Genomic DNA, 20,667 nt, shown 5'->3' with positions numbered 1-20,667 from the left:
GCTGTTAATACTACTGCTCCACTTGCTGATCCTACGAAGTCACCTTTTGTTACTTGTAATACTTGCTCTTTCATTTTATGTATCCTCCTTTTAATAAGTTATCTATATGTAATTTCTAAGAAATGTTTATTTCATAGTTTTTATGTTGGTGTTACATTAAATTTAATAACGTAACGTTTGTAACATTAATGTAACATAACTATCGTTACGTTGCAATATAATTACGTAAAATTTATTACACTTTTTTTACGTTTTTTTATAACTACCCTTAAAAACCCTGTTTTAATGCACTTTCTACTAAGTATGCACTTGTAATGTTATTGTAATATTACAGTCATATAACGAAATATCCCCATACTCCCTCCTACTTTTGTTACAAATTAAAGTGCATATTGGAATGAATACGTTGGAATCTATCAAATTTTCACTAACGATTGATTCGGGATAGAGTAAAACTTTAATCAGCCCTCACCAATCGGACTTTTATGGGCAGCCCGCCCCCCACCTAAATTCTTTGCTTTCGCTGAATTTTGAGGTAGGGGTTCTTACTGCCCATTAAAGCGGGATAAAATACAATCTTTCCAAGATAAGTTTATATGTTTCCTCTATATAACTATGTATAATAAAAGCAAAGAGGTGGTCATTTTGAAATTAATCGCATTAGATATGGATGGTACGCTACTATCATCTAATCTTGAAATCTCCAAAGAGAACTTACAAGCTATCCAAGCTGCAAAAGAGGATGGTCATATAGTCATGATTTGTTCCGGTCGTGCAAAAGAGGATGCTTTAAAATTATTGGAAGAATATAAACTATCTCTTCCAGTTGGAGCGAGCAATGGGGCAATTGTTTATGTGGATGGAAAAGTAATTAACTCGCGTTGTTTACAAAACGATAAAGTATACAAGCTTGCAAAATTACTAGAATCTGAAGGTTTTCCTTATAAGCTATATACGAATAAAGGAGTTTATTCTCCATATACATGGCAAGATCAAGTCATGCAAGCTTTCGAAGAGAACAAGCATGCACTAGATGTTACACTTGAAGAACTTGAAAGAATTACAGAAAAACAAAAGAAATCAAACTTAATTACTGATTTCCAAAAAATCGAAGATGTTGTAAATAATCCAGAATTAGAAATATCTAAATTCTTCATTTTGACATTTAATGCAGCGCATCGTGCACAACTATTAAGCATGTTACAAGAAGACACTGATATTTCAGTTACAGCATCAGCTCCTACTAATGTAGAAATTATGGATAAGTACGGTCATAAAGGGAACGGTCTACAAGAAATGGCTGCTTATTTCAATATACCAATTGAAGATACTATTGCAATCGGGGACAACTTTAATGATGTGCCAATGTTACAAGTAGCTGGCTTATCAGTTGCAATGGGAAATGCTGAAGAAGATGTAAAAAAACTATGTGATGTTGTAACATTAACAAACAATGAACACGGTGTTGCCCATGCAATTGAGCAATTTGTATTGAAACAAACTTCATCTAGTAAATAAAAAAAGGACTCTTTCTATTTGAAAGAGTCCTTTTCTTTTATACATGATGACAAGCAACAAAATGCTCTTCACCAACATTACGGAATTCCGGTACCGTTTGTTTACAAATATCTGTTGCAAACGGGCAACGTGTATGAAAGCGGCAACCCGAAGGTGGATTTGCTGGACTTGGAATGTCACCCTCTAGTATGATTCGCTCTCGCTTCACTGTTGGATCTGGTATTGGCACAGCCGATAACAACGCTTTTGTATACGGATGAAGTGGATTCGTAAATAACTCATCACGCGGCGCCGTTTCCACAATTGTTCCTAAATACATAATTCCAATTTTCGTACATAAGTGCTCTACTACGCTTAAATCATGTGAAATGAACAAATAAGATAGTCCTTTTTTCTCCTGTAACTCACTAAACAAATTAATGATCTGTGCTTGAATAGATACATCTAGTGCTGCCACAGGTTCATCAGCTACAATAAATTCTGGATTTAATACCATAGCTCTTGCGATAACGATACGCTGACGTTGTCCACCAGAAAACTCATGAGGGTAGCGGTCAATATGATATGGGGCTAAGCCACATAACTCTAATACTTCTGTCACTTTTTCACGAACATTTTCTTTCGTCGCTAGTCCGTGAGCCAACATCGGCTCGCCAAGCGCTTCTCCAATTCTCATTCTCGGATTTAATGAGCTAAATGGATCTTGAAACACAAGCTGCATATTAGGACGATGTTTTCTCAATTCCTCTTTTGATAGAGAATGAACATCATGTCCTTTAAACTTCACTTCCCCCTCCGTTTTTTGGACAAGACGTAAAATTGTTTTTCCTATCGTCGTCTTCCCACTTCCTGATTCACCAACAAGGCCGAACACTTCACCTTTATTAATAGTAAAACTTACTCCATCAACTGCCTTTACATGTCCAACCGTTCTACTAAATATGCCGCCTTTAATTGGAAAATATGTTTTTAAGTTTTTTACTTCTAATAATGGTTCACTCATTGTCCCGCACGCTCCTCATATAACCAGCAAGCTACTTTATGATTCTCATCATGTACATTCAGATTTGGCGCTTCTTCTTTACATATTTCCATACAGTGCTCACAACGACCGCTAAAGTAGCAAAACTCATCCAAACCAACTAAATTAGGAACTTGCCCTGGAATAGAGTATAGTTTATCTATCCGTTTTCCCATCACTGGTTTTGATTTCAACAAACCTTTCGTATACGGGTGTTTCGGATTTTGGAATATTTCTAGTACTGGGGCTTCTTCAATAACTTTCCCGCCATACATAACGACAACGTAATCAGCCATTTCTGCCACAACGCCTAAATCATGTGTAATTAATAAAATGGATGTTTTAAATTCCTCTTTTACTTGTCTTAATAAGTCTAATATTTGAGCTTGAATCGTAACATCAAGAGCCGTTGTTGGCTCATCCGCAATTAATAACTTCGGATTACAACTAAGTGCAACAGCAATCATAATACGTTGTAACATACCACCGCTCAGTTCATGCGGATAAGAATGGACGATTTCATCCGCACGAGCTATGCCGACTTTACGAATTAATTCAATTGCTTTCTTATACGCTTCGTTTTTACTAAGTAGTTCATGCTCTCTTAACGTTTCTACAATTTGTTCTCCTACAGTGAAAACAGGATTTAACGATGTCATCGGTTCTTGGAAAATCATCGCAATATCATTTCCTCGTAAACTACGAAGCTCTTTCTCTTTCATTCCTAAAAGACTTTTTCCTTCATATAAAATATCTCCGCCTACTACACTTCCTGATTCAGCAATAAGTCCCATAATAGATAAAGCTGTTACACTTTTCCCACAACCCGATTCACCTACTACACAAACCGTTTCACCTTCTCGAACAGCAAAACTAACATGATTTACAGCCTTTACCGTTCCTTCTTCTGTCTGAAAGTGTGTTTGTAAATCTTTCAGCTCTACTACCGCTTTACTCATCCCTTCTCACCTACCGTCTCATCTTTGGATCTAACGCATCACGAAGTGCATCACCAAGTAAGTTAATTGATACAACTGTTATAAAGATTGCGAAACCTGGCGGAATCCATAACCACGGACGCTTTTGGAAATCAATTAACGAGTTCGCTGCGCTAATCATATTCCCCCATGATGGTGTAGGTGGGACGACGCCGAGACCTAAGTAGCTTAGTGCGGATTCACTTAAAATAGATCCAGCCACGCCCAAAGTTGCTACAACAATAAGCAACGGAAAGACGTTGGGAATTAAATGATGAATGATTTTCCGAGAATCTTTTAATCCTAATACATCTGCTGCTTGCATAAAGGCTTGCTCCCGCAATGTTAAAATTTGTCCTCTCACAAGGCGGGCAAGTCCTGGCCATCCTACTAAACTTAAAATAATCATTACAATATATAAACGGTACTCCGATGGTAATTTCCATTCTGATAAAATTGCTCCCATTATAATAAGTAGCGGTAATCCCGGAATGGACATTAACACATCCGCAACACGCATAATTAAATGATCCACAACCCCTCGATAAAAACCAGCAATTGCTCCTAATAAAGCTCCTAGTATAACGGATAGTAGCATTGACGCTAAACCAATTGTTAATGAAATACGCCCTGCTTGCATAAGTCTAGTTAAAATATCTCGTCCTAGCTGGTCTGTTCCAAGCCAATGCGACAGGCTGGGAGGTTTATTAATTTGTGTTACTTGTACTTTCCCATCAGCATACGGTGAAAAGATTGGACCGATAAAACTAAATAAAAACATAAATATTAAAACGTATAAGCCACACAGTGCCATCTTATTTTTCTTAATTTTTTTATACGCTTGGCGCCATGGTGATGATTCGTTTCTCTTTTTTCGTTCTTTCTTTTTCTCTATTATTGGTGTAATAGTCTCCATATCTTTCCCCCCTTACTTCAATCGAATTCTTGGATCAACAAACGCATATACAATATCAGCTAAGAAATTAGCCATAATTGTTAAACAAGAAAGGAACATCGTAAAGGCCATTAATACCGTATAATCACGGAAATTTAATGCCTCTAATTGAATACTCCCAATCCCTGGCCAGTTAAAAATCTGTTCAATAATAATAGCCCCTGAAAATAAACCCGGTAATTCAAAAGCGAGTAATGTAATTGCTGGCAAAATTGCATTTTTCAATGCATGTTTATAAATAACGGTTCTTTCTTTTAAACCTTTTGCACGAGCAGTACGAATATAATCTTGTCTAATAACATCCAACATGCCGGTTCTAAAATATCGTGTTAACGATCCTACACCAAGAAGCGTTAAAATAAATACAGGTAGAATCATATGACGTAATACTTCTAATATGTACGCTATCCCTGTTGAGTTACTCCCAATATCAATCATGCCACCAATAGGTAATAACTTTAAATCAACTGCTAATAATTTAATTAAAAATAGTCCGATAAAGAATGATGGAAATGACATTGCTGCAAAGACACCGATTGTTACCAATCTATCAAACCAAGAGTGCTGCTTTGTTGCAGAAATAACCCCAATAATAAGAGCAATAATCCAAGTGAAAAATAAAGCTGCAACAGCAACGATAAATGTATTCCAAATGAATTTATTAAGTAATGAAGTTACCGGTTCTTGATACTGTAAAGAAAATCCAAAATCACCATGCAAAGCATTCACTAACCAATGAAAATACCTTTCAATAATTGGTTTGTTTAAGCCGTATAATTCCCTTAATTCTTGGGCTCTCTCTGGTGTTAACTTTGGATTAGAATCAATATAATCCCCCGGCAAAAGTGCAAATAAGAAAAAAATAATAATAGATGTACCAAACAATGTAGGGATCATTTGAAGGAACCTACGAATGATATATGTTTTCACCTTTTGTCTCCCCAATCCTATTTACTTAAAAATAGAAGAACATTTTTTCAAAACAGCTACTATTCCATCGCTGTATGAAAAAACGCCTTCTATTATTTAGGTCAACCCTTATTGTTCAATAGATAACACTGGTAAGTTAGAACTAATGCTATCGTATTTTTCTGGATCAATTCCTTTTATACGTGCATTATGAGCATAAAGTAGTTTGCGATAGTTTAATAAAATAACTGGTGGATCATCACTTAACTCTTTATACAGTTCTTTATAAATCGCTTTACGTTTTTCAATATCTGTCGTCCCTATACCTTTTACAATCAAATCATCTACTTTCGGGTTGCTATAACCCGTATCACTTTTTGGATTAGTTGATAAGTAATCACTTACAACTTCACTTGGGTCACTAATTCCTGGTGTTGAAACTGCCGCTAAATCGTAGTCACCTTTTCCTACTTTTGAAAGCATCGTATTAAAGTCCATCAACTCTGGATTTAATTCAACACCAATTTCCTTGTAACTTTCTTTTGCAATTGGAATAAAGATATCATTTGTCTTACCTGTATTTGATGCGTAGTATGTTAGTTTTAACTTTTGACCATCTTTTTCACGAACCCCGTCAGAACCTACTTTCCAACCAGCTTCATCCAATAATTTTTTAGCCTTTTCTACGTCGTGTGGATATTTATTAATCCCTTCTTCTGTATACGCCCATGAAACTGGAGCAATTGGTACATTAGCAACAGAGCCATATCCTTGTAAAGCTGTATCTACATACTTCTTACGGTCCAATCCATAAGTAAGTGCTTGACGTACCTTCTTATCTTTCAAATACGATTTCTTATTATTTACATAGATATAAGCAATATCACTTGATGACTCAAGATTAATATTTGCAAACTCTAATCCTTTTAATTGGTCTATATTCTCAGGATTTGCTCTAAATCCACTATAGTCCAGTTCACCTGTTTGGAATAATTGGAATCCAGTATCACCTGATGTGATTTTGTAAATAAAATTTTTTATTTTTGGTTTACCTGCATAATAATTTTCATTAGCAACAAAGCGTACTTCTTGACCTGGAACATATTTTTCAAATTTATATGGACCCGCTGCAATTGGTTGCCCATATAATGCTTTTAAATAGTCTAAACTTGTATTTTGTTTATAATCTTTTCCATAGTAAGCTTTTGATAGCACTGGGCCACCTAAATTCGTTAGCGCCTGTGAATTAACTTTTTCAGTTGTAATTTTAATTGTCTGCGGATCAACAACTTGAATTCCTTCAATAGAAGTTGCTTTTCCTTCTTTATATTCTTTCCCGCCTTTAACAGCATACTGAGCAATATCCAATCCACCTTCATACGCTTTATCATGAAGTAGTGTTAGTGTAAACGCTACGTCATCCGCCGTTAAAGGGGATCCATCACTAAATTTCAAATTTTTACGTAAGTGGAATGTATATGTTAACTGGTCAGCAGAAATATCCCATTTTTCTGCAAGATCCGGAACAGGTTTACTTTGTTTGTCTGTTGTTACTAATGATGCAAAAATCACAGACGTTACATTTCCATCCCAACCATTCTCTTGGAAATATGGAAGGAAAACTCCCCCTGGCTTAGAAATGGCTGTAATAAAAGTATCTTTTCGTTGATTTGCTTTCTCTGGACTTTTCTTTTTATCTGTAGCTGGAATTGATTCAATCTTAGCGTCTTTTAAATCCTGCTTTTTTACTGGTTCCGTAGAAGCCGTATCTTCCTGTCCCCCACAAGCAGATAACACAAGCGAACTACTCAATAATACTGAAAATACACCAGCCCATTTTTTTGTCTTTTTCTTCATTGTCCCCACCCTAACTTTTTTAATAATTAAACCTTATGAATTGCTTGCCTTATGTATGCCTCCCACAGCAACATTTTATAGCCAATCGGAAAAGTCGGTTTTAATCGTAAAAAAATAGATGTTTTTGAGGGGTAACAATCCTATTCCGACCTTTCCGGTAGACTTTATGGTTATTAGCTTATATCGTCAGTTATATTTTGTCAATTCTTTCTGAGTAAATATTTTGATAATTCCCCCTAAATTATTGTTCTATCTTTAATTTAGGTAAACTTAATAAAATGCCGTTATAGTTATCTTCTTGTAATCCTTGAATTCGTGCATTATGTGCAGACACCACTTTGCTATTATTTAAGAAGATTACAGGTGGGTCTTCACTTAACTCTTGATATAACTTTTTATAGATTTCTTTTCGCTTTTCAATATCCAATGTTTCCAATGCTTGCTTAGCTAAATCATCTACTTTTGGGTTATAATATCCGTCGTAATTTCGTTTACTTGTTGAAACAAACTCTTCAATCGTTCCACTCGGATCATCAATCATTGGCGTAGATACCATCGCTAAATCATAATCACCTTTTATCACTTTTGAAATCATCGTATTAAAGTCCATATATTCTGGGTTGAACTCTACACCAAGCTTTTTATAATCCTCTTTCATCACAGGAATCATTACATCATTTATTTTACTTGCTGATGAAGCAAAATAACTTACTTTCAATTTTTGTCCGTCTTTTTCACGAATTCCATCCGAACCGGCTTTCCATCCAGCCTCATCCAGTAATTTCTTTGCTTTCTCTAAGTTATACTCATATTTATTAATACCCTCTTCTGTATACGCCCAAGAGACTGGCGTAATCGGTACATTAACAAGTGACGCATAACCTTGGAAATACGTATCAATAACCTTTCGCCGCTCTAATCCGTAAATAAATGCTTGGCGAACACGCTTATCTTTAAAGTATGGCTTCTTATAATTCATTTTAATGTAGCCGTAAGAGCTTCCTGTATATACATTAATATTAGCAAAGCCTAAATCCTTTAACTGCTCAATCGTCTCCGCGTTTGTCGTAAAACCATCATAATCTACTTCCCCGGCTTGAAATTGTTGTAGCTTCGTATCACCTTTTGAAATTTTATAAATAAAGTGCTCAATCTTCGGTTTTCCTTCAAAATAATTTTCATTTGCTACAAATCGAACTTCTTGGCCTGGAATGTATTTATCTAGCTTATAGGCCCCCGCTCCCATCGGCTTCCCATACAACTCTTTTAAGTACTCCAAATGTCCTTGCTTATACTCCTTCCCGTAATAAGCTTTAGATATAACTTCTCCGCCAATTAACGATAATGTTTGGGCATTTACTTTCTCGGTTTTAATCTTAATTGTTTTCGGATCAATGACCTGAATTCCCTCAATAGAATTTTTTTTTCCTTCTTTATATGCTTGCCCACCTTTTATTGCTGTTTGACTTATATCAGTCGCACCACTATAAGTTGGATCATGTAATAATGTTAATGTAAATGCTACATCATCTGCAGTTAACGGGGATCCATCACTAAACTTTAAATCATCTTTCAAATGGAACGTATATGTAAGCTGATCCTCCGAAATATCCCACTTCTTCGCTAAAATTGGAATTGGTTTGCCTTCCTTATCGAGTCCAATAAGAGGGGCAAAGATAGCTTGCGTTATGTTACCATCCCATCCATTCTCCATAAAGTGCGGCAGGAATATCCCTCCAGGACTTGGCATTCCAACTACAAAAGTATCTTTTCTTTCTTTTACTTTCGTAGGACTTTTTGATTTATCGCTTGCCTTAATAAATTCATCTTTTACTTTTGGGACATTTCCGGCTTCATTTGTACTTGCTTCCTCTTGACCACATCCGGCTAGTAATACCGATACACTAAGAAATGTAGCAAGTGCTCCTTTAAAAACATTTTTCATTAGACGCTCACCTTTACCTTCCTAATTTTTAACGATGTAGGAACATAGCCCCCTTTCTGTAACTATCTTTATTTTTCCTATAAAAATAGTATGAATTAATTTCAAGATTATTCCTTTCCTTTCAGCATGTCAATTGTTCTCTTTTATTTCGTATTAAAAAATTAAAAATCCACTTCTATTCGTTCAGTATGGGACATAGAATACTAATAACCAATTACCAAAAAGGGGGCGAAAATATGGACAACCTATTCCAATACGTCCTGCACTACGTATTATTAACAATTATGATAGTCGGGGCGCTATTACTATTCCCATTCTTCCCAAAGTTCGTCCTCTTTTTAGCTTTTTTTATTATGCTCGGGATCGCCATTATCATTTCAACAAGAGAAGATACGACACAAAAAGAAAAAAGAGTTCAGCGTGTAAAGCTGTAACTCTTTTCTTTCCAATCATGAATCGTAGTTTCACGCACTTATGTCTCGGGAAATAATTAATCGATCTAAAAATCGCCTAATACCATTTATGTTTCACAATCTATGCAAATTGCGGAACAAGGATTTATGAAATATGTGTTTCACGTGAAACACATATTTTCTTTTTCTCTTACAGTAAAATATGAGTATAAAAAAGCGAATTCCTTCAGCAAAACTGAAAGGAATTCGCTTTCTACTTCTTACTCCACAATATTCTCTAACTCATTATATAACTCCGCTCGTAACAACTCTTTCTTCGTTTTTTCTTCATACAATTGTTCAAGCATTTCAACATCAACTACATGTTCCATCTTATGATCAAGCGTATATATATCTTCTTCTACACGCATTAACTTTGTTTCAATCTCCTCAATATCCCTAACTTCTTTCTTTTTTACAGGTGCTGTTTCAATACTTTTTCTTACTTGGCGCTGTTGCTTTACTACTTGTTTCTCGAGCTTTTCTTCCCACTTTTGACGAGCCCATGCATAGTTCCCTGCGAACTCAAATAATTTACGATCATCAATCCAATACGTCTTTTCAAATAACTTATTTAAAAAATAACGATCATGTGAAACAGCTAAAATCGTCCCATTATACTGCTCAAGAGCTTCCTCTAAAACTTCCCTTGATTCAATATCAAGATGGTTTGTCGGCTCATCTAAAATTAAAAAATTGATATCTTGATACATCAGTTGCGCAAGTCTTAACCTCATTTTTTCTCCACCGCTCAGTTGCGTTACTTTCTTAAACACCGCTGGACCATAAAATAAAAACTTAGCTAATATATGTCTTGCTTCTCCTTCTGTTACAGCTACACATTCCCTAAAGACTTCCAATACATTACTCTTCATATTTCCGTACGCATGCTGTGATAAATAACCGATTTTTACACTACTACCGATTCGAATTTCTCCAGTGTCTGGTTCTACTTCTTCTAATAATAACTTTAGTAGCGTTGTCTTCCCTGTACCATTACGACCAACGATAGCAGCACGCTCTTGAAAACGAACATGTAAATTTGCTTCGTTAAATAAAAGGTAGTCACCAAACCCCTTACTCACTTCTTTCATTACAACAACATCTTTCCCACTTCTCTCTTGTCCTTCAAACTGAAGTCCCATTTGTTTTCGTTCTAAAATAGGTTTCTTTAGTTTCTCCATACGTTCCAGTGCACGTTCCATACTTCTCGCTCTCTTATGCAATCCTTCATTCGGAGGATTCGCCTGATTTGCCCATTCACGTAGTCGTTTAATGGCTTCTTTCATTTTCTTTATTTTCTTTTGCTGTTCTTGATAAGCATGAAACTCTTGAAGCAACCGTTCTTCCTTTTCCTCAACAAACTGAGAGTAGTTTGTATGATACACGTGAATCTCTCCATCTTCTAAATCAAAAATCTTCGTTACAACTTCATCAAGGAAATAGCGATCATGTGAAATGACCATAACCGTTCCATTGTATTCTTTCAAAAATTGCTCTAGCCATTCTACCGCAAATAAATCTAAGTGATTGGTTGGTTCATCTAATAAAAGTAAATCTGGCTTCTGCAATAACATGTATGCAAGGCTTACTTTTGTTTGTTCCCCGCCACTTAACTCCGGAAATGATCGAGGAAATAGCTCTGTCACCTGTAGACCATTTGCTACCTTCATAATATTTGCTTCTATTTCATAACCACCAAGGAATGCAAACTTTTCTTGGATTACTCCGTACCTCTCCATTAATCTTTGTAAAGCAGACGATTCTTGTTCTTCCGCCATATGTTTTTCTAAAGTCCGCATTTCCCTTTCTAATTCCTTTTCTGTTTTAAAAGCGGAACTCAATACATCATATACAGTCATACCCTCATCAAATTTCGGAATTTGTGCCACATGACCAATACGTGTACCTTTCTTCATATGAATGGCCCCTGCATCTAAACTTTCCATTCCAGTTAGAAGCTGAAAGATTGTTGTCTTCCCACTACCGTTACGACCAACTAATCCAATACGTTCACCATTCTTTATTTCAAGCGATATATTTTCAAATATGATGTTTCCACCAAAAGATTTCGTTACATTATTTACACTACAAATTGTCATTTTCCGTACTCCTTTCAATATAAAAAACCATGGGAAAGAAACATTCCCCATGGTTTTCGACATAGAAAAAGGAAGCCAAATAGCTCCCTTTTCACACGTTTATTAAAAATGGGTGAAGAGATTTCTATCGTTCAATAGCTACTATGCAATTGTTAAAAAAGGACAGACGTATCCCGTTAACAACTACATCATGAAAAATCGCACGACAAAAATAGATATAATCTAAAAATTTGGCACGTGCAGCTAAAGAACGTTTCATCTCATTCACCTCTTTCGTACGGAATTTAATACTTACTTCTTTATTATACTTTCCCATTTCATGTTTGAATAGTCATTTTTCTGAAAATAATGAAGATAGACTAAACATTTCAATAAGTGACATCAAATCTTACAAAACTGTTATGTTCACGTAATGGAAAGCGATAGTACGAAAAGTTGCCTCCCTATACAATAAAGATGTAAACAAGAGAGACAACAAAAGGAGGAAACAATCATGATGAAAGAAATCGTAAAAGCAATCTTTGAGGTATTAGTGAACGGACAAGCAGTTGTAAAAGAACTAAACGAACTATAAAAAGGAGTGAAGGAATATGATGAACATGGTAAAAATGATTTTACACGCTCTAGTTGATGCAAAAGCAGTTAGCCAAGAATTAAACCAACAATAAAAAAGGGGTAAACGAATATGAAGAAAGCCATTATTGCAATCGCAAGTACAGCAATTGCCTTATACACAATAAAAAATAGAAAAAAGAAGCACATTAAAAATGACCTATATTATCCATACACATTATTAAAGAAAAAATAAAAGACAAGGTACCCTATCTTAATGAGGATATCTTGTCTTTTATTTTTCCTATCCCCTTTAAAGGATTTTCTTCTCCTTTTCCCGAATGTATTAAGCGGGATTTTTACACATATTTTAAAGGGGCATACATACAAATGGATACACAACAACTATACTTTTTAAACGATATCGGCAAACAAAAACCAGAAAGCATTCGGAATAGAAGCGCGGCATGTCCTTTTTGCGACAGAGAAAATTTAACGGATATTTTAGCAACTGAGGGATCAATTATTTGGCTAAAAAACAAATTCCCTACCTTACAAGATACATTTCAAACAGTGCTAATCGAAACAGATAATTGTGAAGACCATATTGCGACATATACAGAAGAACATATGAGATCACTAATTCGTTTTTCCATTAAACATTGGCTAGACTTACAGAAGAATGAAGAATTCACCTCTGTGATTTTATACAAAAATCATGGTCCATTCTCCGGTGGAAGTTTGCATCATGCACACATGCAAATTATCGGAATGAAATATGTAGACTATCTCGATAACGTAGAACAGGACAACTTCCAAGGAGTAATTGTACAAAAAAACGAACGCATTGAACTCAATATTTCAGATCGTCCTATTATCGGTTTTACTGAATTTAATATCATCATTGAAGATGTTGATTGCATAGAGGAACTGGCAAATTACATTCAGCAAACTGTACGTTACATACTGACAGATTTCCATAAAGGATGTAGTAGTTATAACTTATTTTTCTATTACTTCAATGGAAAAATCATTTGTAAAGTTGTTCCTAGGTTTGTCGTTTCACCGTTGTATGTAGGATATAAAATACCGCAAGTTTCTACAAAACTAGAAGAGGTGAAAATACAACTAGCGCAGTATTTCATGCGAGAAAAAGATGAATTTATTCATAAAAAAACAGAGTAGGTATAAAAAACCTACTCTTTTATTACGCCTTTATTACGATAGTACACATCCTCTAACCCGACATTATACTTCATATTATTATCCGTCCACTCTGGACCCAAATTACCTGGCCATCCAGATGTATTTGCTATATATTTTAATAACGCAAAATCAGTCAAACCTTTTTGCACCCCGCGCTTATATCCTTTCATTAAATGCGGCATTGCAATTTGTGCATTTGTACGCGGATCTTTCAACTCTTCATCAGTTAAATGATCTGGTGCAAGTCCACCACCACGGTGCAATTGAAACAATCCGAATGAAGTTCCGTTATCTCCAACACTTCTTGGATTTAACCGGCTTTCATGTTCGGCAATTGTAAGAGGTATCCATTCTGGAAGATTGACTTTCTTTGCTTCCTCTATAATAATTTGTTTCACCTTTTTTGCTTCTTCTGAATCAACATAGCTTGTCTCATTTACTAATTTGCCCATTCCTTCAGACTTTCCTTGGAAATATAAGTACACCCCAAGAACAACTAAAAATCCTACAAAGAATTTCTTCACTACCTCTACCTCTTTCTCCGCTGAAATTTGTCCCCTTTCAGCCTTCTTCCCTTTACAATTACCCACAACCTATCATTCTCTTACCCTTACATCATAGCAAAGAACTTTACATATTATCATCATGCTTTAGACCGATTTTGTGAAAAAACAGCTGGTAAATACGTGTAAAAATGTAACTTTCATAGACTGAAACTCTTTTTTTGTATATAATTGTAAACTGAATTCTAAATATAAACTAGGAGAATAATAATATGAAAAAATGGTTGCTACTCTTATTTAGTTTACTACTATTAATTCCCGTCCCTATTTCCGCACAAAAAAACGAAAATCCAAAAGTCCTTATTTTATACAGTTCGAACGATGATCAAATTACAAGTGATACCCAAATACTGAATACACAAGTAGGACATTTTACTAATGACATAACAATTAAAAACTTAAAACAGTTAGCTGAAATAACTGATAAATCTTCATATACACATGTTATTTACATAGGTGAAAAACAAGAAGAACTTTCTACTGAAACAAAAGGATTTCTAGAAAGTTTCCCAGGGTCACTACTAGTTTTAGGTCAAAATATAGAACAGTTATCCAATCGTTTTTCATTTATCACACTTAAAAATGAAGATATAAACTCTAATACAATTGAATATCCAACACGTAAACTAAAGAATACATTAGAGGAAGAACGATCCATTAAACACCTTGATACAAATGGAATAATTCTTGCCCATGCTTTAAAAGGAAAGAATACTTATCCATTAATTGTGCAACAAAATAATTCTTATTACGTTGCAACGCCACATCTCTTTGACTGGATGTCTCATTACGTCGGTGAAATGTTATTTTCTTACTTTGAACAAAAGCCAAAGACAAATAAAGTGGAGGCCTATTTACGTCTTGAGGACGTTCATCCAGCCGCAGATATAAATCAATTAAAAGAAATTGCTGCATTACTAAAAGAGAAAAAGATTCCTTATATGATTACTGTTATTCCTGTATATACAGATCCAGATACAGGTAAAACACTACATTTAAAAGATAAACCCGAACTAGTCGATCTTTTACGTTCTATGCAAGATGATGGTGCAGCAATTATTATGCATGGTTATACTCACCAATTTTATGATAGTGAAACTGGTGAAGGTTTTGAATTTTGGGACGTAAAAACAGACCAGCCAATCCGTCAACCGAAGCATGAAAAACCAAAAACAAAAGATGACTTTCCTAATATAGAAGCCTATAATACATATGTAAAAAAAGGGGAAGAATTTGAAGAAAAATATACGACTGATCATATTGAAAAAGGAATTCAAGAGCTTGTAGATGCCAAACTATATCCTGTCGCATTTGAAGCACCTCATTACACGATGTCTCAAAAAGGATATGAAATATTATCAAGGTACTTTTCAACTTATGTAGGACAACTACAGTTAAGTGATACAACTTGGAAATCCATGCACTCTCCAGCATACAGAAGTACACCATCATTTTTACATGGGATGAAATTAATGCCTGAAACAGTTGGTTTTATTGAAGAAGATAAGCCACACGCTATTGCTAAAATGAAAGAAAATGCTGTATCTGTTGCCAAATTATCCGATGGAGTTATTGGTGCATTCTATCATCCTTACTTAGGTGTGAAACCATTAAAAGAAGTATTAAAGGATCTAGAAAGCATTCCGAATATAGAATGGATTGATTTACAAAAAGAAACAAATGAAGTGAAAATGCAAGATATTCATATTACTACTAATAAAGACGGCATTCACGTTGAAAAACCAACAAGCGTAAGTGACGTAATGGACTATGTAAAACAATATGGATTCTTCCTTATACTTGGTTTCTTCATCATTGTCTTTCTACTGTTATTAAGACGTGCGAAAAAATTAGAATCCTAATACAAAACCACCAAGCAGAATGCTTGGTGGTTTTTTTATTTAAATCAAAATGTAGCATATTATGAATAAACCCTTTGATTATCAGCCCTCACCTAACTTCTCTGCTTTCACTAAATTTTGCGGTTTGGGTCTTACTGTCCGGCAAATAGCGGGATAAAATTGAATCGTATTTTCATATATCGTTTTCGCAACCTTCTCAACAGACATGTTTTTTATAACACTAATTTCCTTAAGTACCTCTCTAATCACTCTCGGATGCGTTATAACATCTTCTTGAAATTCCCACGGTCCATCTGTTTCTACCATCATATATTCAAGTGGATAATACGAAACGATTTTTCTAATTTTCTCCTTATGTAAAACATCTGGCGTGATAGAAATGTAATAACCGTTCCTCATCATCCGTTTCATTGTTGCTTCGCTTCCTTTAAACCAATGAAAATGTGCACGTGAAACTTTATATTTCTCCAGTAAATCACATACAATATCAGCATCTTCATACACTGCATGCAATATAATTGGCAAATCATATTTACTAGCTAGTTCAACAAACCGTTGTAACACTGATATATACGAATTGATAGCAATGTGCTCATCTTCTTTTCTTAAATAATACGGTAAGCCTACTTCACCAATCGCAACTATGTCCTCTACATGATCTTCAATTAATTTATAAATTTGCTCACATTCTTCTTTATGAATCTGTTGCTCTGGATGAAAACCTATCGCTGGATGTACAAAAGGATATTGCTTTGCTAAAGATAAAGTTTCTTTACATGATTGATAATTCATAGATACCGTAATAAGCCCCTTTATCTCTTTACTATTTTCCACATCTTTAAGTAATCTATTTTTCTCTTCATCTTTATATTGGTCAACATGTATATGACTATCAATCCATTTCATCTTTATGCCCCCATAAAAAAAACAAGAAAGGATCTCCCTTCTTGTTTTATCATCTATGTTATTTAACAATTAAGTTTGTTATGATATCAAATAATCCAATACATACTACGGCAACAGTAAAGTAGCTACAGAAATCTTTAATTGGAAACTTCACTACTTCTTCTTTACGCATCCCATTCTTCTCCCTTCTTACTATATCCCTAATTATTTTTATCTATTTGTATCTATTATGCAAAAAATATGACAAATTTACTATCGAATTAACTTACGTAAACCTTACAATGTTGTAAGGTTTATAAAAAGGGCCTCATCTACCTACAGATGAGGCTATTAAAAAGTAGTTGGTTTTTCATTCTTCATTCACATTACAAACAGAAAGTAATACAGTGAACTTTCTAATTACACTATATGAAATTCATTATCTTTTAACTATCGAATTACATTACAGAATGCTTACATGTTTGTAAGCTATGTGTAATGTAATTCGATAGTTTCTCTTACTAACATTTCGTACAATAAAGTTAGCAAGTAAGCCATATAAGAAGAACACTCACATAACCAAATTACATTACTAGTAGCTACTCTTCTTATGCCTTTCACTCATGCTACTATAATGTACCCCCTTCCCCTTTATATAATAAAAAGAGCCTTAGTCCCTATAGACTAAGGCTTTTTTAGTAACCTCAAAAATACCCCTACCTTGTATTTTTATTTTCGACAAAAAATAGGTGGGGGTATAATCCTCTATCTCGTCGCTAAAAGTTTACTCTTTGCATTAATAGGAATATTTACTGCTTCAATTTCTTCAATTGCCTCGCCATAACGTCCCTTTGCATACACCTTTAACGCTTCATCTCTCTTTAACATATGCTTAACGGTCTTCTTTATTTTTTGTTCTCTTCCACGTTCGTCAAATGCAATAAATTCATATTCATACCACTCATCACCAATATGCTGACCAATTGTATTCACAACCGTATAGTATTCTTTCGTCTTATAAAGTGGATTATATTTATCGATAACCGGTCCAAGTTTCGTAGGCAGTAACATTACTACTATCACTACCATCGCTATTAGAGTAGTGATCATTTTTTTCTTCATAATAAACATTCCTCCTCAGCAGGATATATATACATCCATTTTAAAAAGAAGGAATAAAATCTACTATTGAATCTCATTACATTACACTTACATTTTTGTAAGAATTAAAAAAAGTGAACGAATTTACTCGTTCACCTTTTAGCTCGCTTTAAAACCACCACCAAGTACATCACGTACATCATGGATAACAACGAAAGCATCTTCATCTACTCGACTAATAACTTGCTTTAACTTAACAAGCTCTTGTTTATTAATAACAACATATAAAACTTCTTTATTTTTACCAGTATATCCGCCGCGTCCTTCTAATACAGTGACACCGCGTGTCATGTTTTTCGTAATAGCCTCACGTATTAAGTCTGGTTGATTTGAAATGATTGTAACAGCCGTTTTTGTATCCATTCCTTCTACAATGAAATCAATCACTTTTGCTCCGATGAATACTGCAACAAGTGTGTACATCGCTTTTTCTTGCCCTATTATAAATACAGAACCAGCAATTACAACGATATCAATAATAAGTACGCCTTTACCAACACTCCAGCCTAAATATTGATTTGCTAACTGTGCTAAAATTGCCGATCCTCCTGATGTACCTCCAGCTTTGAACATACAGCCTAACCCGATACCTACAAACAAACCAGCAAATAAAGCTGCTAATAGCGTATCACTATTCACATGATACTCAATATGTTCTGTAACATATAAAAACAAGGATGTTTCTACAATCCCTAAAATTGTATAAACCATCGTTTTTTTATCAAAAAACTTATAACCAACAGCTAGTAAAACTGCATTTATAGCAAAGTTCACAACCCCTGGTGACCAATCAAATAAGTAGTACGTAACAACCGTTAAACCAATAATTCCACCTTCCGATAAACGGTTTGGAATTGCAAAGTAATTAATACCAATTGCGAATAATAATGAACCAATTGTAATTAGTGTTATTTCCTTTATACGTTGATTAACCATAGTTCATACCCTCCCCCCATTTGACATTGTATCACTATCTCCTAGAAGTTTAGAAGTTGTTTTTATTCCGCATTTTACCTCTTAAACCTTGAGATATTATGTTTAAACAAAGGGGTGATTAATTATTCATATTTGTTCTCACTGCACGGACAAATCGCTCCACATTCCCTTTCTGAATATGCTTAGCTCTAACCGTTTCATGATTACAAGTAAACTCAAAGTACGGATGACAATCTATGCTATCTATATGCAAATATGAGTACTCTTTAAATATTGAAGGGTAGTACGGAAATTTCCCGTAAAACAGGAGACGTCTAGTAGTGGCAACAAAAATCCCATGTTGATAACATAATGTGAAATTATCCTTCTCAAAGATCCCTACCACAAAGGCTAAAATCTTTTCGTCATCCTCTAGATACTTTTTCATACTTAATAAAAGTTCATTCATGCATATCCCTCCAAAATACTATTCTTGAAAAGAATCCATGGACTATTACAGACCGGTTTAACTCCTTTATAAATTATGAAACGCGTTTCCTGTCAAAGATATTTCAAAAAAATAATCCGTTATGCGATTATGTGCATAACGGATTAAAACTAAACGGTAGAGCGTTCCACAAGTTCATACGGAATTTCCACCTTTTCTTGTTTAGAACGTTCATCACTTGTTTGCCTATAAAACATTTCAAAGGCTTTTCTACCTATTTCATTTAAATTTTGATCAATAGTTGTAAGTTGTAACACTTGCGAAATAGGTTGGTTATCAAATCCAATAATCGCTAAGTCTTCAGGAACTTGAATACCTAATTTTTCAGCTTCTGTCATAACCCCAATTGCAACCTCATCTCCTGCTACTATTAATGCTTCAGGAAGATGCTGCATCCCCTTTAATTTATGAGCTACTTTCACACCATCTTCTAATGTAAAACATTCTGTGAAAATCCATTCTTCATTCACTTCTTCATCTATAGCTTGCAATTGCTGTTTATACACATCAAAACGCTTTTGACTACTCGGTCCTAATTTCCTTCCCGTGCAATAACCAATTTTTTTATAACCTTTCTCGATTAAATAATCCATCCCTAATTGAAAAGCGGCCGAATGATTCGTATATACACTTGAGATATTCGAAATATCATTATCTTCACAAGCAACAATTGCCCCATAGGAAGCATACGGCTCTATCGTTTCCCAATCATTTGCACGAGAACAAATTATAAGACCATCTAACTGTTTTGTTTTTAACATATGTAAACTTTTCAGTTCTTCTTTTTTATTATAATTCGTTTGGCAAAGTAGTACTCTGTAATTATGAGCTAACGCTACCTCCATCATCCCGCCCACCATCGCATCAAAACATGGATGATTAATATACGGTAAAATTACACCAACGATATTCGTTTTCCCTTTTGATAAATGAACGGCATTTGCGTTTTGTGAGTAATTCAATTTCTCAACTATCTCTATAACCGCTTTCCTTTTTTCTTCACTTACATACGGATGATCGTTCAATACTCTCGAAACAGTTGTAACTGAAACTCCCGCCATCTTTGCAATATCTTTAATATTAGCCATACACTCACCTCTACTCTTAAATTAATAAATTCCATGAACATATGTCAAACCTTCTCATCATTACACCTTCATTCGTTTTTCTTACAAAAGTGTAATTTTCCTGTAAGCTAATTCGATAGTTACTCCCTTCTTTTTTTCATACAATTAAGTCAGAAACAGGGCAACAATTATTCGAAAAGGAGCGGATTTAT

20 protein-coding genes are annotated in these 20,667 nt (G+C 34.7%); 5 read left to right on the top strand and 15 right to left on the bottom strand.

Annotated features, from left to right (window positions below; translation table 11 throughout):
* Nucleotides 1-83, bottom strand: an 83-nt coding sequence (locus AC3WTI_RS27275) for a DUF3948 family protein (RefSeq protein ID WP_492304477.1), incomplete at its 3' end; no start/stop codon positions are given.
* Between the two features lie 562 nt (nucleotides 84-645).
* Here AC3WTI_RS27275 and AC3WTI_RS27270 point away from each other — a divergent pair.
* Entirely contained in the window at nucleotides 646-1,518 is an 873-nt protein-coding gene (locus tag AC3WTI_RS27270; RefSeq protein WP_087958323.1) for a Cof-type HAD-IIB family hydrolase, read from the top strand.
* 37 nt (nucleotides 1,519-1,555) lie between these two features.
* On the opposite strand, the gene AC3WTI_RS27265 is transcribed toward AC3WTI_RS27270, so the two are convergent.
* The 6 genes from AC3WTI_RS27265 to AC3WTI_RS27240 all read right to left on the bottom strand — a co-directional run bounded on the left by AC3WTI_RS27265 (nucleotide 1,556) and on the right by AC3WTI_RS27240 (nucleotide 9,182).
* The gene (locus AC3WTI_RS27265) at nucleotides 1,556-2,521 is read right to left on the bottom strand and encodes an ABC transporter ATP-binding protein (protein WP_001294507.1); all 966 of its coding nucleotides are present in this window, start codon (nucleotides 2,519-2,521) and stop codon (nucleotides 1,556-1,558) included.
* Nucleotides 2,518-3,498 (bottom strand): ABC transporter ATP-binding protein, encoded by a 981-nt coding sequence (locus tag AC3WTI_RS27260; RefSeq protein ID WP_048525606.1) that lies wholly within the window; start codon nucleotides 3,496-3,498, stop codon nucleotides 2,518-2,520. Before AC3WTI_RS27260 ends, AC3WTI_RS27265 begins: the two co-directional genes overlap by 4 nt.
* A gap of 10 nt (nucleotides 3,499-3,508) precedes the next feature.
* Nucleotides 3,509-4,432: an oligopeptide ABC transporter permease gene (gene opp4C / locus AC3WTI_RS27255; protein ID WP_087958325.1), complete on the bottom strand. Its 924-nt coding sequence runs from the start codon at nucleotides 4,430-4,432 to the stop codon at nucleotides 3,509-3,511.
* Between the two features lie 12 nt (nucleotides 4,433-4,444).
* Nucleotides 4,445-5,401 carry an ABC transporter permease gene (locus AC3WTI_RS27250; RefSeq protein WP_000860691.1) on the bottom strand — a complete coding sequence of 319 codons (957 nt, stop codon included), beginning with the start codon at nucleotides 5,399-5,401 and terminating at the stop codon, nucleotides 4,445-4,447.
* Nucleotides 5,402-5,509: 108 nt separating this feature from the next.
* Nucleotides 5,510-7,237 (bottom strand): ABC transporter substrate-binding protein, encoded by a 1,728-nt coding sequence (locus tag AC3WTI_RS27245; RefSeq protein WP_142286573.1) that lies wholly within the window; start codon nucleotides 7,235-7,237, stop codon nucleotides 5,510-5,512.
* A gap of 241 nt (nucleotides 7,238-7,478) precedes the next feature.
* Nucleotides 7,479-9,182: an ABC transporter substrate-binding protein gene (locus AC3WTI_RS27240; protein WP_097841881.1), complete on the bottom strand. Its 1,704-nt coding sequence runs from the start codon at nucleotides 9,180-9,182 to the stop codon at nucleotides 7,479-7,481.
* A gap of 236 nt (nucleotides 9,183-9,418) precedes the next feature.
* Here AC3WTI_RS27240 and AC3WTI_RS27235 point away from each other — a divergent pair, with 236 nt between their 5' ends.
* Nucleotides 9,419-9,616: a hypothetical protein gene (locus AC3WTI_RS27235; RefSeq protein WP_142286572.1), complete on the top strand. Its 198-nt coding sequence runs from the start codon at nucleotides 9,419-9,421 to the stop codon at nucleotides 9,614-9,616.
* A 239-nt stretch (nucleotides 9,617-9,855) separates the two neighbouring features.
* Here the strand turns inward: AC3WTI_RS27235 and abc-f are convergent, their stop codons facing one another.
* Nucleotides 9,856-11,736 carry a ribosomal protection-like ABC-F family protein gene (gene abc-f / locus AC3WTI_RS27230; RefSeq protein WP_087958328.1) on the bottom strand — a complete coding sequence of 627 codons (1,881 nt, stop codon included), beginning with the start codon at nucleotides 11,734-11,736 and terminating at the stop codon, nucleotides 9,856-9,858.
* Nucleotides 11,737-11,860: 124 nt separating this feature from the next.
* Entirely contained in the window at nucleotides 11,861-11,995 is a 135-nt protein-coding gene (locus tag AC3WTI_RS27225) for an RAxF-45 family protein (protein WP_046956655.1), read from the bottom strand.
* A gap of 426 nt (nucleotides 11,996-12,421) precedes the next feature.
* Between AC3WTI_RS27225 and AC3WTI_RS27220 the strand changes: the two genes are divergently transcribed.
* Both AC3WTI_RS27220 and AC3WTI_RS27215 read left to right on the top strand, forming a co-directional pair.
* Nucleotides 12,422-12,544: a spore coat protein B gene (locus AC3WTI_RS27220; RefSeq protein WP_142286571.1), complete on the top strand. Its 123-nt coding sequence runs from the start codon at nucleotides 12,422-12,424 to the stop codon at nucleotides 12,542-12,544.
* Between the two features lie 134 nt (nucleotides 12,545-12,678).
* Entirely contained in the window at nucleotides 12,679-13,473 is a 795-nt protein-coding gene (locus AC3WTI_RS27215; RefSeq protein ID WP_087958329.1) for a DUF4931 domain-containing protein, read from the top strand.
* Nucleotides 13,474-13,484: 11 nt separating this feature from the next.
* Here AC3WTI_RS27215 and AC3WTI_RS27210 read toward each other — a convergent pair whose 3' ends face one another.
* Nucleotides 13,485-14,018 (bottom strand): transglycosylase SLT domain-containing protein, encoded by a 534-nt coding sequence (locus AC3WTI_RS27210; protein ID WP_087958369.1) that lies wholly within the window; start codon nucleotides 14,016-14,018, stop codon nucleotides 13,485-13,487.
* 251 nt (nucleotides 14,019-14,269) lie between these two features.
* Here AC3WTI_RS27210 and AC3WTI_RS27205 point away from each other — a divergent pair, with 251 nt between their 5' ends.
* A complete protein-coding gene (locus AC3WTI_RS27205) occupies nucleotides 14,270-15,919 on the top strand; it encodes a DUF2334 domain-containing protein (protein ID WP_087958330.1) in 1,650 nt (549 codons plus the stop codon).
* Between the two features lie 81 nt (nucleotides 15,920-16,000).
* Here the strand turns inward: AC3WTI_RS27205 and AC3WTI_RS27200 are convergent, their stop codons facing one another.
* The 5 genes from AC3WTI_RS27200 to AC3WTI_RS27180 all read right to left on the bottom strand — a co-directional run bounded on the left by AC3WTI_RS27200 (nucleotide 16,001) and on the right by AC3WTI_RS27180 (nucleotide 20,476).
* Entirely contained in the window at nucleotides 16,001-16,825 is an 825-nt protein-coding gene (locus tag AC3WTI_RS27200) for a TatD family hydrolase (protein WP_087958331.1), read from the bottom strand.
* A gap of 744 nt (nucleotides 16,826-17,569) precedes the next feature.
* Complete coding sequence (locus AC3WTI_RS27195) at nucleotides 17,570-17,926, bottom strand: YxeA family protein (protein WP_087958332.1); 357 nt, start codon at nucleotides 17,924-17,926, stop codon at nucleotides 17,570-17,572.
* Nucleotides 17,927-18,064: 138 nt separating this feature from the next.
* On the bottom strand, nucleotides 18,065-18,901 hold the full coding sequence (locus AC3WTI_RS27190; RefSeq protein WP_000248052.1) for a YitT family protein: 837 nt from the start codon (nucleotides 18,899-18,901) through the stop codon (nucleotides 18,065-18,067).
* Between the two features lie 118 nt (nucleotides 18,902-19,019).
* The gene (locus AC3WTI_RS27185) at nucleotides 19,020-19,349 is read right to left on the bottom strand and encodes a PH domain-containing protein (protein ID WP_033691669.1); all 330 of its coding nucleotides are present in this window, start codon (nucleotides 19,347-19,349) and stop codon (nucleotides 19,020-19,022) included.
* Between the two features lie 149 nt (nucleotides 19,350-19,498).
* Nucleotides 19,499-20,476, bottom strand: coding sequence for a LacI family DNA-binding transcriptional regulator (locus AC3WTI_RS27180; RefSeq protein ID WP_087958333.1), 978 nt, complete (start codon nucleotides 20,474-20,476; stop codon nucleotides 19,499-19,501).
* Between the last annotated feature and the right edge of the window lie 191 nt (nucleotides 20,477-20,667).

This window comes from Bacillus sp. EB106-02-03-XG38 (assembly GCF_058792175.1).
This window is presented reverse-complemented; position numbering and strand designations above follow the sequence as displayed.